The organism is Paraburkholderia sp. GAS42, assembly GCF_050436565.1.
Classification (GTDB): Bacteria; Pseudomonadota; Gammaproteobacteria; order Burkholderiales; family Burkholderiaceae; genus Paraburkholderia.
In genome coordinates this window covers 79,255-92,545 of record NZ_JBNDML010000018.1, presented here as the reverse complement: position 1 = coordinate 92,545, position 13,291 = coordinate 79,255, and the positions used below count along the sequence as shown (strand labels likewise).

General features: G+C 61.3%; 10 protein-coding genes and 1 pseudogene. 2 read left to right on the top strand and 9 right to left on the bottom strand.

Going from position 1 to position 13,291, the window contains the following annotated elements; genetic code table 11:
- Nucleotides 1-84 precede the first annotated feature (84 nt).
- The 9 genes from P3T16_RS24680 to P3T16_RS24640 form a co-directional block, all read right to left on the bottom strand.
- Complete coding sequence (locus tag P3T16_RS24680) at nt 85-1,566, bottom strand: DHA2 family efflux MFS transporter permease subunit (RefSeq protein WP_429344277.1); 1,482 nt, start codon at nt 1,564-1,566, stop codon at nt 85-87.
- 193 nt (nt 1,567-1,759) lie between these two features.
- Nucleotides 1,760-3,397: an AMP-binding protein gene (locus P3T16_RS24675; protein ID WP_429344276.1), complete on the bottom strand. Its 1,638-nt coding sequence runs from the start codon at nt 3,395-3,397 to the stop codon at nt 1,760-1,762.
- A gap of 26 nt (nt 3,398-3,423) precedes the next feature.
- Nucleotides 3,424-3,828, bottom strand: coding sequence for a RidA family protein (locus P3T16_RS24670; RefSeq protein ID WP_429256207.1), 405 nt, complete (start codon nt 3,826-3,828; stop codon nt 3,424-3,426).
- Nucleotides 3,825-4,244 carry an acyl-CoA thioesterase gene (locus P3T16_RS24665; RefSeq protein WP_429344275.1) on the bottom strand — a complete coding sequence of 140 codons (420 nt, stop codon included), beginning with the start codon at nt 4,242-4,244 and terminating at the stop codon, nt 3,825-3,827. The genes P3T16_RS24670 and P3T16_RS24665 overlap by 4 nt, the downstream gene beginning before the upstream one ends.
- Nucleotides 4,245-4,264: 20 nt before the next feature.
- Nucleotides 4,265-5,452: an acyl-CoA dehydrogenase family protein gene (locus P3T16_RS24660; RefSeq protein WP_429344344.1), complete on the bottom strand. Its 1,188-nt coding sequence runs from the start codon at nt 5,450-5,452 to the stop codon at nt 4,265-4,267.
- A gap of 25 nt (nt 5,453-5,477) precedes the next feature.
- The gene (locus P3T16_RS24655; RefSeq protein WP_429344274.1) at nt 5,478-6,329 is read right to left on the bottom strand and encodes an enoyl-CoA hydratase family protein; all 852 of its coding nucleotides are present in this window, start codon (nt 6,327-6,329) and stop codon (nt 5,478-5,480) included.
- A 26-nt stretch (nt 6,330-6,355) separates the two neighbouring features.
- Complete coding sequence (locus tag P3T16_RS24650) at nt 6,356-6,913, bottom strand: MarR family winged helix-turn-helix transcriptional regulator (protein ID WP_429344273.1); 558 nt, start codon at nt 6,911-6,913, stop codon at nt 6,356-6,358.
- Entirely contained in the window at nt 6,910-7,695 is a 786-nt protein-coding gene (locus P3T16_RS24645; RefSeq protein WP_429344272.1) for an SDR family NAD(P)-dependent oxidoreductase, read from the bottom strand. Before P3T16_RS24645 ends, P3T16_RS24650 begins: the two co-directional genes overlap by 4 nt.
- Nucleotides 7,692-10,064 (bottom strand): bifunctional salicylyl-CoA 5-hydroxylase/oxidoreductase, encoded by a 2,373-nt coding sequence (locus tag P3T16_RS24640; protein WP_429344271.1) that lies wholly within the window; start codon nt 10,062-10,064, stop codon nt 7,692-7,694. Before P3T16_RS24640 ends, P3T16_RS24645 begins: the two co-directional genes overlap by 4 nt.
- A gap of 90 nt (nt 10,065-10,154) precedes the next feature.
- Between P3T16_RS24640 and P3T16_RS24635 the strand changes: the two are divergent.
- Both P3T16_RS24635 and P3T16_RS24630 read left to right on the top strand, forming a co-directional pair.
- A pseudogene (locus P3T16_RS24635) lies at nt 10,155-10,316 on the top strand (isochorismatase family protein); the annotation flags it as partial.
- 201 nt (nt 10,317-10,517) lie between these two features.
- Nucleotides 10,518-13,289, top strand: coding sequence for an MGH1-like glycoside hydrolase domain-containing protein (locus tag P3T16_RS24630; RefSeq protein WP_429344270.1), 2,772 nt, complete (start codon nt 10,518-10,520; stop codon nt 13,287-13,289).
- The last annotated feature ends 2 nt before the right edge of the window (nt 13,290-13,291 follow it).

The window sequence follows — 13,291 nt, the reverse complement described above, 5'->3', positions numbered from 1 at the left end:
TGATCGCGCTTGCGCACATCGTCCGCGCGCTCGGACGGGGCAACGTCATTGCTTTCATGGCCCATGATGACGTCTCCCCATGGTTCAACTGCTGCGAGCTGTGGCTCCGCTGCCAGGGCGTTTTGCAGTGCCGTGCGGGGAAGGTAAGGACCCGGGCGAGGACGCGCGTGCGCGCAGGAATGCTGCGCCCGCGAGACTCGCGACCGCTGCGAAGATTGCCCCAGATAGAAACGCAACGTGATAGCCGGCGTTGAGCGCGACGGGCGCCGGTGCGCCGCGCGCAAGAAGCTGGTCGCTGCGCGCGGCGGCGAGGCTCGCCAGAATCGCGAGACCGAGTGCACCGCCCATCATGAACGCCGTGTTGACGATACCTGACGCGAGCCCGGAATCTTCCGGCTTCACGTCGCTCATTGCGGCGAGCAGCAGCGGATTGAACGCGATACCTGCGCCGAAGCCGAGCAGCAGCATGCCGGGCAGCACGTCGATCGGGAAGTGACCATCCACCGGCGCGCGCGCGAAAAGCGCGAGTCCGCACGCCGCGATCAGGAGGCCAACGGCCAGCGGCAATCGCAAACCGAAGCGCATCACGAGCCGCGCAGAGAGCCCAAGCGAGAAGAACGCCATGATCAGGTCCGCGGGCAGAAACGCGAGACCGACCTGCATTGGCTGGTAGCCGAGCACACGCTGCAGATAGAGCGCAGAGATGAAGAACCACGCGAACATCGCAGCTGCCCACAGCACCCCGACGACATTCGCTGTCGCGACATTGCGCAGTGTGAAGAGGCCGAGCGGCATCAACGGATGACGCACGCGCGATTCGATCCACAGAAAGACTACGAGCAGTGCGGTGGCAATGGCAAGAAGGCCAAGCGTGGTGAGAGACGTCCAGCCGGCCTCGTTGCCGTTGACGATCGCATAGACCGCCAGCATCAGCGATGCCGTGACGCTGGCCGCACCCGCGACATCGAGCTTGCCTGCCTCCTGCTTGCCACGCCCTGCTGGCAATAGCGCGAGACACAGTGCATAGACAGCGATGCCGATCGGCAGATTCACGAGGAAAATCCAGTGCCAGCTGAGCACATTGGTGAGTAGCCCGCCGAGCAGCACGCCGATACTGCCGCCGCCCGCGCACACGAAACCGTAGACGCCCATCGCTTTTGCACGCTCGCCCGTTTCGGTAAACAGATTCATGATGAGCGAGAGCGAAACCGCCGATACGACAGCGCCGCCCAGACCCTGAACGGCCCGCGCGCACACGAGCAGAACCTGCGTAGTCGAAATGCCGCAGGCGAGTGATGCAACCGTGAAGAGGGCGATACCGGCAAGGAACAGCCGCCGGTGCCCGAAGAGATCGCCGAGACGCCCGCCCAGCAGCAGAAACCCGCCAAAGGTCAGCATGTACGCGTTGACGACCCACACGAGCGAAGTCTCTGAGAAGCCGAGGTCCGCTGCAATCGACGGCAGCGCGACGTTCACGATTGTCGTGTCGAGGACGATCATCAGCACGCCCATGCACAGGACGATCAGCGCGAGCCAGCGTTTGTTCCCTTCGATGTGGTGCGTCATGCGTGGGTCTCCGTTACGTTCGCTGCGCGCGAACAGAGGGGCCAGTCCCTCATCATCCCGCTTGGGTCGAACTCGAAGTTTAGTACGAGACGGCAGGTTGGGAGCGTGGCCGCGGAGGTCACATCATAAGGGCGTCCCGTGGAGATGGGGTCATGGCGGAACACTCCAGCAAAAACGACGGTGTCAGGATGAACTACATCGCGCGCAACGCAAACCGTTTGAGCTTGCCCGTCTCCGTGCGAGGCAGGGCATCGACGAACGTGATCACGCGCGGGTATTTGTATGGCGCAATCGTATTCTTGACGAAATCCTGCAGTTGCGCGATCAGTCTGTCGTCAGGTACATAGTTTGGGCGCACCACGACGAACGCTTTCACGATCTGCCCGCGCGTTTCGTCGGGCATACCGACGACGCCGCATTCGGCCACCGCTTCGTGCTGCATCAGCGCGCTTTCGACTTCCGGGCCGGAGATGTTGTAGCCCGCGGATACGATCATGTCGTCGGCGCGTGCCTGATAGAACACGTAGCCGTCTTCGTCCTGATACACCGAATCGCCGGGCAGATTCCAGCCGTCGCGCACGAATTTCAGCTGACGCTCGTCTGCAAGATAGCGGCAACCCGTGGGTCCGCGTACCGCAAGCTTGCCGATCGTGCCGCGTGGAACGGGTTGCATTGCATCGTCGACCACCTGCACGACATAACCCGGCACCGCGCGGCCGATCGCATTCGGGCGCACATCATCGGCTGCCGCAGCAATGAAAATGTGGATCAGCTCCGTGCCGCCGATACCGTCGATCATCTCGATGCCGCTCGCGTTGCGCCACAGCGCACGCGTCGAGTCAGGGAGCGCTTCGCCCGCCGACACGCTTTTGCAGAGGCTCGATGTATCGAAGCGCGGCAGCAGCGGCGCCATCTGCCGGTAGAACGTGGGCGCGGTGAACATCACCGTCGCGTGAAAGCGTTCGACGGTTTGCAGCAGCGTTTCCGGCGTGAGTCGCTCGATCAGCACAGTTGATGCACCGGCGCGCAGCGGAAAGCACAGCATGCCGCCAAGGCCGAACGTGAAAGCAAGCGGCGGTGTGCCGCAGAACACGTCATCGGGCGAAGGCTTGAGCACGTGACGCGGAAACAGGTCGCACATCGCGAGCACGTCGCGATGAAAATGCATGCAGCCTTTCGGCGTGCCCGTCGTGCCGCTGGTGAACGCGATGAGACAGACGTCGTCGCTGGCGGTGTCGCACGCGGTAAATTCGGCCGGCTTGTTGACCGCGAGTGTTTCCAGCGAATCAGCGGAGTCATCGTGAAAGACGCGTGTTTGTTTGAGATCCACGCAAAAGAATTCATCGTTGGGATTCGCGCAGCGTTTCAGTTCGTCGAGCAGGCGGTTGTCGCACAGTGCGGCGCTGATCTTCGCCTTGTCGATGATCTGCTTGAGTTCCTTCGCGCGCAGTAGCGGCATGGTCGGCACGACGACGAGCCCGGCCTTGAGCGCCGCGAGAAACGCCACGGCCATCTGCAACGTATTCTGACCACGCAGCAGCACGCGATTGCCGGGACGCAATCCCATTTCTTCGACCAGTACGTGCGCGCTGCGATTCACCAGGGTTAGCAGTTCGCCGTACGTGGTGGACTGCGGTCGTCCGTCCACTTCAGACCAGATTGCGGGACGGTCGCGCCAGCCAGCTTCGACGCTGCGATCCAGCAGTTCCGTCGCGCAGTTGAAGCGCGCGGGATACGCCACGTCAGGGTTGTCCAGCAGAAACACGGGCCATTGATCCTGCGGCGGGAGATTGTCCCGTGCGAAGGTATCGACGTGTGCTGACGGTTCCATCATGGTCTCCGGAGCGGGTGAGATGTTTAGCGGGCTTCGTGAGGGATCACAGCAGTCGCTTCAATTTCAACTTTTGCTTCGTCTTCGATCAGCGCGACCACCTGAACCGCGCTCATCGCGATGTCGTAGTCGCCGATCAGTTCGCGGAATGCGCCACCGATTTCCTTTAACGAAGCGAGGTACTCGCGCTTGTCGGTGACATACCACGTGAGGCGCACCAGATGCTCCGGCTTGCCGTTCGCTTCGCGCAGTACCGCGACTACATTGCGGAGGGCCTGGATCGCCTGCGCGGCGAATTCCGTGCTCTTGAAGCGCGCCTCTTCATCCCAGCCGATCTGTCCGGCGATGAAGACCTGCGTGCCGCTCGCGGCGACGCCATTTGCGTAGCCGCGCGGCTTGACCCAACCGGCTGGCAGCAGAGGTTTTTTCATGAGCGAAGCTCCTGCGTGGATTGGTATTGCGGGGCGAACGCCGTCATGGCGGCGGCGATGTCTTCGGGGATATCGACCGACGCGCCCGTTTCAAGCGACGTCGTCACCAGCACCTGATGTGCGCGGAAACGCACTTCATTACCGCACTGGCCGACGATGTCGATTTTGACCGAGCGTCGGCCAATAGCGTCCAGCGAGAGCGATAGGGTGACCGTTTCACCCATCCGGCTCGGTCGCGAAAACTCGCATTCGAGCTTGACGATCGGTAAGCCGACGCGCCGCGTTTCGATCATGTGCGCGTAGTCGATCTTCAGGCCTTCGGTGAACCAGTCTTCGACCAGTGCGTTGGTCATGATCAGGTATTGAGGGAAATAAACGATGCCCGCCGGGTCGCAATGCGCGAAGCGGATGCGCACGGGCAATTCGAACGCGGCACTCATGGCTTCGGCTCCCGACGTTCACGTTGCGATGCATGCGCCTTAAGCACGTCACGCCCGACGATCAGTTGCTGCACTTCCGTCGCGCCTTCGTAAATACGCAGTGCGCGGATCTCGCGATACAGCATTTCGACGGCCATGCCGCTTTGCACGCCCATACCGCCCCACAGTTGCACGGCCGCGTCGATCACCTGTTGCGCGCCTTCACTGGCATGCCATTTCGCCATCGCTGCTTCGCGTGTGACGTTTTCGCCCTGATCGCGCAGCCACGCCGCGCGGTAGACGAGCAGTGCGCTGCTGTCGATGGTCAACGCCATCTGTGCGAGTTTTGCCTGCGTCAACTGGAAGTCGCCGAGTGTCTGGCCGAACATCTTGCGTGATGCCGCGCGTTCAAGGCCCGATTCCATTGCATGACGTGCAAATCCAAGCGATGCCGCCGCAACCGACGTGCGAAAGACGTCGAGCGTTCGCATCGCTATCTTGAAGCCTTCACCGGGCGCGCCGAGCATGTGACTGCGCGGCACGCGTGCACCCGCAAAATGCAGTCGCGCGAGTGGATGCGGCGCGATCACGTCGATGCGTTCGGCGATCTGCAAACCCGGCGTGTCCGCATCGACGATGAATGCGGAGATGCCGCGTGCGCCGGGCGCTTCGCCGGTGCGTGCGAACACGACGTAAAAGTCGGCGATACCCCCGTTGGATATCCACGTTTTTTCGCCGTCGAGCACGTATGAGTCGCCATCCAGGCGCGCGGATAGCGCCATCGCGGCAACGTCCGATCCGGCTTCCGGTTCGGATAGCGCGAAGGCGGCAATTGCCGTACCGCTAGCGACACGCGGCAGATAGCGCTGCTTCTGTTCATGCGTGCCGGCGAGCGAGATTGCACCGGATCCCAGGCCTTGCATTGCCAGCGCAAAATCGGCGAGGCCTGAATGCTTTGCGAGTGTTTCGCGCAGCAGGCACACGGCGCGCGTGTCGATCGTATCGCCGTGGCCGCCATAAGCCGTGCCGCCGACGCCGTATTTCAGCCAGCCCGCTTCGCCCAGCGCGCGGACGAGATGGCGACAGGTTGCGTCAACGTCATCGTGTTTTTCATCGCGTAGATGTGTCGCGGCCCACGCTTCGATTCCGGCTGCGAGTTCGCGATGACGGTCTTCGAAGAATGGCCATGCGAGTGCGCCATGCATGTCTGGTTTAGCGAAAGCGTTCAACTCAGTCTCCCTCGAACACAGGGCGTGATTTCGCTGCGAATGCGCGATATGCGCGGTCGAAGTCGAGCGTGCTCATGCAGATGGCTTGCGCTTGCGCTTCCGATTCGATCGCTTCGTCGACACTCATGCTCCATTCCTGATGCAGCATCTTCTTCGTGATGCCGTGAGCAAACGTCGGTCCGGCGACAAGGTCAGCGGCAAGCTTTGCCGCTTCATCAAGCAGCGCATCAGGTTCGCACAGGCGGTTGTAAAAGCCCCAAGCGAGGCCTTCTTCGCCGCTGGCAGACCGACCCGTGAGCAGAAGCTCGGTGGCGCGTCCCTGGCCGATGATGCGCGGCAGGATCGAGCACGCGCCCATGTCGCAGCCCGCGAGACCCACGCGGGAAAACAGGAACGCGAGTTTGCTGCGCGCCGTGCCGAGCCGAAGATCGGACGCCATCGCGAGAATCGCGCCCGCGCCGGCACACACGCCATCGACGGCCGCTACTACCGGTTGTGGGCAATGACGGATCGCCTTCACTAGGTCGCCCGTCATGCGCGTGAACATCAGCAGTTCCGGCATCGGCAGATCAATCAGCGGCCCGATGATTTCGTGCACATCACCGCCTGAGCAGAAGTTTTCTCCCGCGCCGTGAATCACGACGGCCTTCACATCCGTTGCATATGCAAGCTGACGAAAGAGGTCGCGCAGTTCCGCGTACGATTCGAACGTCAACGGATTCTTGCGTTCGGGGCGGTTCAATGTGACCGTTGCGACGCCTGCCTTAACCGACCATCCGAAATGCCGTGCTTCGTAATTCGCCAGCGTGACGCGATTGCCGGCGAAGAGCGCATCGGCGTTGTGTTGTGTCATGGAAGTCTTCTCCAGTTCGGTGCGGATCAGCTGCCCAGGTTATCGAGCAGATGTTTCTTGAGCTTGCCTAGACGCAGATGCATCCGCGATTTTTCGTCGAGGTCGAGGCCGCCGAACATTTCGACGACCCACTGTTCGTGCGCAATCGCCATGCTGTCGAAGAGCGCGCGGCCGTCCGCGGTGAGCTTCACGCTGATCGAGCGACGGTCGTTCGGATCGACATCGCGCACCACGAGCCCTTCTTTTTCGAGCTGATCGGTGATGCCCGTGACGTTGCCACCTGTCACCATCATGCGGCGGGACAGCTCGGTCATCTTCAGTCCGTCGGGATGGCGCTCGAGTTGCGCCATCAGATCGAAACGCGGCAACGTCGTGTCGAAATCAGCGCGCAGACGTTTGCGCAATTCGGCTTGCACGAGGTTGGTGGTGGTCAGCATGCGCAGCCACAGACGCAGACCCATATGGCTGTCCGCGCCAGTACTCATCTCAAGATCGACGACGTTGTCGGCGGGTTTGGCCACGCCTTTGCGCGCTGTCTTTGCTTCAGCAGCAGATGTCTTTTTCACTTTGGCTGTAGGGGTCACACTATTTCTCCACCTGAGACGGAGATCGACTGTCCGGTGATTGCATCGGAGCCCGGCGCGCATAGCCAGAGCACGCTGTTCGCGACTTCTTCCGGCGCGACGAAACGGTGTTGCGGATTCTGACGCAGCAGTGCTTCACGCCCTTCCTGCTCGCTGCGTGAAGTCTTCGCGGTGATCTGATCGAGCGATGCGCGCAGCAGTTCTGTTTCGGTATAACCGGGACACACTGCGTTTACGGTGATGCCCTTTGTAGCGACTTCGCGCGCGAGTGAGCGGGTGAGGCCAATCACGCCGTGTTTCGCGGCGCAGTAGGCGGCGACGTAGGCGTATCCCGTCTGTCCAGCCGTGCTTGCGACGTTGACGATCCGGCCTGTGCCGCGTTCGAGCATCGCGGGCAACACGGCGCGCGTGCACAGGAAAACGCCGGTGAGATTCACGTCGAGCATGCGTTGCCAGAGCGACATGTCGGTGTGCGCAAAGGGTGCCGCCTGCGCCTGACCCGCGTTGTTGATGAGCACATCGACCGGGCCCGCACGTTCGGTTGCCCGCGCGAATGCCGCCACAACCGAAGCTTCCTGCGTGACGTCGACGCTGACGAAGCTCACTTCGCCTGCACCGCTTAACGCATCGCGTTGCGCTTCGAGTCTTGCCGCATCGCGGCCCATCAGTGTGACGCGTGCACCCGCACGTACAAGCGCGGTGGCTGTCGCTGCACCGATGCCGCTGCCGCCGCCCGTGACGACGGCATGTCGTCCTTCAAGTCCCTGCCATGCGTTGCTCACACTGTTCCCTCCGCGCGCTGCGCGCGCTCCTGTGGCGACAGCTGCGCGTTCTCGACGGCCTGCGCGCGTTCGCGCTCGAGATTACGTTCAAGCTGCGATTTCGCGGCGATGTACTGCCTCGGCCACGCAACGTCGAAATAGCCGATTCGCGCAGCTTCGTTGAGCGTCCACGAAGGATTGGCCAGATGTGGACGCGCGACCGCGCACAGATCGGCGCGTCCCGCAGCGATGATGCTGTTGACGTGATCCGCTTCCGAAATCGCACCGACGGCGATCGTCGCGATGCCAGCTTCGTTGCGGATGCGATCGGCGAACGGTGTCTGAAACATGCGGCCGTAGACGGGTTTTTCTTCCTTGCTGACCTGTCCCGACGAAACGTCGATCATGTCCACACCTGCCGCTTTGAATGCGCGTGCGATTTCAACGGCATCATCCGGGGTTGTGCCGCCATCGACCCAGTCGTGTGCGGAAATGCGGACTGAAATCGGCTTGTCCGCAGGCCACACCTTGCGGATCGCAGCGAACACCTGCAGCGGATAACGCAGACGGTTCGCGAGCGAGCCACCGTATTCATCCGTGCGTTTGTTGGTAAGCGGCGAGAGAAAGCTCGAAAGGAAGTATCCGTGCGCGCAGTGCAGTTCGAGCCAGTCGAAGCCGGCCTTAACGGCCATTTCCGTTGCACGCACAAATTGCGCTTCGATCGTTCGGAGATCGTCGTGCGTCGCTTCGCGCGACCACTGGCTTACGCCATGCAAATACTGTTGCGGCGAAGCTGAAACCAGCGGCCAGTTGCCGTCTGGAAGTGGCTGATCGATGCCTTCCCATGCGACGCGCGTCGATGCCTTGGCGCCAGCGTGTCCGAGTTGCAAACCGATCTTTGCATCCGACTGACGATGCACGAATTCGACGATCCTTCGCCATGCGTCGAGATGTTCCGGTGCATACATGCCAGGGCACCCGGGCGTGATACGCGCTTCCGGCGACACGCAGGTCATTTCGGTCATCACAAGCGCGGCGCCGCCCATGGCGCGCGCGCCGAGATGCATCAGATGATAGTCACCGGCGATGCCATCGACGGCAGAATACTGCGCCATTGGTGACACGACGACCCGGTTCTTCAACGTGACGCCACGCAGCGTGAACGGAGTGAACATCGGCGGTATCGGACGTTGGTGTTCGGCACGCGCGGTGCCTGATTCGCTCGCGAGCCAGTCTTCGAATTGCGACACGTAGCGCGCATCGCGTGCTCGAAGGTTCTCGTGTGAGATGCGCTGCGAGCGCGTGAGCAGCGAATAGGCAAACTGTTCCGGATCGAACGACGTGTAACGGTTGACGTTCTCGAACCATTCCGTCGAATTGCGCGCAGCGTTTTGAATCCGCAGCACATCGACGCTGCGGACCTCGGTGTAGTGCTTTAGCGCTTCGCCGAGATTGTCGGGATGCGCGTCGATGCTGCTGGCCAGTTCGATTGCATCTTCGAGGGCGAGCTTCGTGCCCGAGCCGATCGAAAAGTGCGCGGTGTGCGCGGCATCGCCCATCAACACGACCGGCGTCTTGCTGCCGTCCGCGCGTGGTTTCCAGTGCACCCATTCCTTGTTGACGACGCGCGGAAAGCGGATCCATTGCGACGAGCCGCGCAGGTGGCTCGCATTGGAAAGCAGCGGATTGCCGTCGAGATATTTCGCAAAGAGCCGCTCGCAGAATGCGATGCCGTCTTCCTTGCTCATCTCTTCAAGACCCGCGGCCCGCCACACGTGCTCAGGTGTTTCGACGATGAATGTCGACGTGTTGTCGTCAAAGCGGTACGCGTGCGCCTGGAACCAGCCCCATTCGGTTTCTTCGAACGCGAACGTGAATGCATCGAAGAGCTTCTTCGTGCCGAGCCAGACGAAACGGCAGTTGCGCATGTCGATGTCGGGCTGATACGTCGCCACGTATTTCTGGCGGATTGCGCTGTTGGCGCCGTCGCAGGCGATGATCAGGTCGGCGTCGTAGACGTCGTCATTCGTCACCTGGGTTTCGAAGACGAGCTTGACGCCCAGTTCCTCGCAGCGCGCCTGCAGGATATTCAGCAGACGCTTGCGGCCAATGCCGCAAAAGCCGTGGCCGGACGAGCGAACCTGTTTGCCGCGAAAGTTGATCTCGATGTCGTCCCAGTGATTGAACGCGTCGAGGATGTGATCGGCACTGGGCGCGTCGGCCGCGCGCAGGTTGCCGAGTGTCTGGTCCGAAAACACGACGCCCCAGCCGAACGTGTCATACGGACGGTTTCTTTCAACCACCGTCACTTCGTGCTGCGGGTTCCGGCCCTTCATCAACAGCCCAAAGTACAGGCCAGCGGGGCCTCCTCCGATACAGACGATTCGCATGCCGTGCTCCAGACGTGGATTTCTGGATTTAATTTAGCCCTTGATAGTTTAGATGTCAAGTAAATTGGAGCTTTGGGGAAATGAAGAATTTCTTCAGACAAGATGGCTGACGACATTGCACTGCGCCGGATGGAGCGCGGTGGCGTCACGCTGACGAGTACCAACCAGATGATCGCGGCACTTGCCGGTAGCTGGGCCACGCCGGAAGGTGGCCGGTTAGTGCAGGTGCTGATGGAAGCGTTGCAAGCTTGAGGAGGAACAGAACCATTCATGGCAACGGTGTATAAAAGAGCTCAAACGGCAAGACGTGCATCACGACCGCCAGCAACCGGAGTTGTAATTAGAAACATGGTGCTACTGTTCGACCACCGCGCTCGTAGTGGCCGTGGCAGTCGAATCGGTCCATGACGCAAGGCGGCTTCACTTAATCGGCCAGAAACGTGGGGGTGTCAGGTGACCGCTGAGCACAAGCGTCTTCAGGAAGAGCGCGAGCAGGAGGTGGCCTGGAAGAAGTGGGGGCCTTATCTATCGGAGCGGCAGTGGGGAACAGTGCGCGAGGACTATAGCGAGTCCGGCGACGCATGGAACTATTTCACTCACGATGAGGCACGTTCCCGCGCATATCGTTGGGGAGAGGATGGCCTCGCCGGCATCTCCGATGACCACCAGCGCCTCTGCTTCGCGCTGGCCCTGTGGAACGGCAGGGACGCCATCCTCAAGGAGCGCCTGTTCGGCTTGACCAACAGCGAGGGAAACCACGGCGAAGACGTCAAGGAATGCTATTTCTATCTCGACTCCACGCCGACCCACTCGTACATGAAGTATCTGTACAAATACCCGCAGGCGGCCTATCCGTACGATGACCTCGTGGCGACCAACCGGCGCAGGAGCCGACAGGATTTCGAATACGAATTGCTCGATACGGGCGTGTTCAACGATGACCGATATTTTGATGTATTCGTCGAATACGCGAAGGCTTCGCCAGAAGACGTTCTCATCGAGATCACCGTTTGCAATCGCGGCCCGGAGGCGGCTACGCTGCACGTGCTGCCGACGGTATGGTTTCGCAACGTATGGTCGTGGGGTGCCGATGTTCCAAGACCGTTACTGCGGCAGTCGGCCGGGCACGACGCCTGCGGTACGGTCGTTGCGTCAGATGCGGATCTCGGAGAGCGGTTCCTCTTTTGCGAAGGCGAATGCTCGCTGCTGTTCACCGGGAACGAGACCAACACCGAGCGCCTTGCGGGCGTTCCCAACCGGACGCCGTACGTCAAGGACGGCATCAACGACTATATCGTTCACGGTCGCGAGGGCGCAGTCGACCCAGCGAATGAAGGCACAAAAGCTGCGGCCCATTATTCGCTCACTGTTGACGCACACGAATCCCGAACGCTTCGCCTGCGTCTGAGCGATCAGGCACCCGCGCCGTCCGCTGCGCCTGGAAACGCGGATGACGGACCGTTCGGAATTGCGTTTGCTACGACAATGAACGCTCGACGGCGCGAAGCCGACGAGTTCTACGCTGAAGTGATCCCTTCTTCGCTGGCCGCGGATGCCGCCAGCGTGATGCGCCAGGCGCTCGCGGGCGTGCTGTGGTCGAAGCAGTTCTACTTCTACGATGTCGACAAGTGGCTTTCGGAGGCCGGCACCGGCCCGTCCGGGTCGAAACGCCGCGCACCCCGCAATGACCGCTGGCGCCACCTGTACAACGCGGACATTCTCTCGATGCCGGACAAGTGGGAATACCCATGGTATGCAGCCTGGGACCTGGCGTTTCATGTCCTTGCGCTGACCCTCGTCGATGAGGACTTCGGCAAGCAACAGCTGGAACTGATGTTCCGGGACCGCTATCTCCACCCGAGCGGACAGATTCCGGCGTACGAGTGGAACTTCGGCGATGTGAACCCGCCGGTGCATGCATGGGCCACGATCTTCACGTATCGACTCGATCAGGCGCGGCACGGAAAGGGCGACGTCGAATGGCTCGAGCGCTCCTTTCAGAAGCTGCTGCTCAACTTCACCTGGTGGGTGAACCGCAAGGATCGCTCAGGGGACAACGTCTTCGAAGGCGGATTCCTGGGGCTGGACAACATCGGGGTTTTCGACCGCAGTGCGCCGCTGCCGACGGGCGGCCACCTGGAACAGGCCGATGGCACAGCGTGGATGGCGCTGTTTTGCCAGAACATGCTTGAGATCGCGATCGAGCTGACGCTCGAGCGGCCCGCCTACATCCAGATGTGTGTCAAGTTCACCTCCCATTTTCTGTGGATTGCGTCGTCCATGCTTCATGCCGGCGAAAATACTGGAATGTGGGACGAAGAAGACGGCTTCTTCTACGACGTGCTTCGACTGCCGAACGGTGGCTCACAGCGCCTCAAGGTTCGCTCCATGGTGGGACTGCTCCCGCTGTGCGCGGTCACCTCCTTTACCGGAGACCTCATGGACGCGGTTCCCGAGGCGAAACTGGGATTGCGCAAATTCATGGAGGCGCGCCCGGAACTCACCGCATTCATTCATAACCCGAACAGGCCTGGCCATGCCGGTCGGAAGCTGGCGGCCGTCCTCGACGAGAGCAAGCTGCGCCGCGTACTGGCGACGATGCTCGACGAAAACGAGTTTCTGAGTCCCTACGGCATACGCTCGCTCTCCCGCTACCACGCGGAACATCCCTACGTGCACCGCGTGGGCGACGAGGAGTACCGGGTGTCATATCTGCCGGCCGAGTCCGATACGGGAATGTTCGGGGGCAACTCCAACTGGCGCGGCCCGATCTGGATGCCGGTCAATGCGCTGATTATCCGGGCCTTGCTGCAGTACTACAGCTACTACGGGAATGATTTCACGGTCGAATGTCCGACGGGCTCCGGCCGGCACATGACCCTGTATCAGATCGCCGAGGAGATTGCGCGTCGGCTGGCCAGCATTTTCCTGCGCGACGACGATGGGCGGCGGCCGGTCTATGGGGGCAGCCGGTTGCTTCAGGAGGACCCGCTATGGCGCGACCATGTCCTTTTCTACGAGTATTTCCACGGCGATAACGGAGCGGGTCTTGGTGCGAGCCACCAGACCGGCTGGACCGCCATCATCGCGCGCGCCATGCATCTCTTTTCGACTACGACGGCAGAGCAATTTCTCGACCTGGGCAAGAGCGCCATTTTTACGGCAGGGGAGAGGCCGATGGGCGACGCGGCAACAGGTTCAAAAGCTGTCGGGCCGAATCGATGATT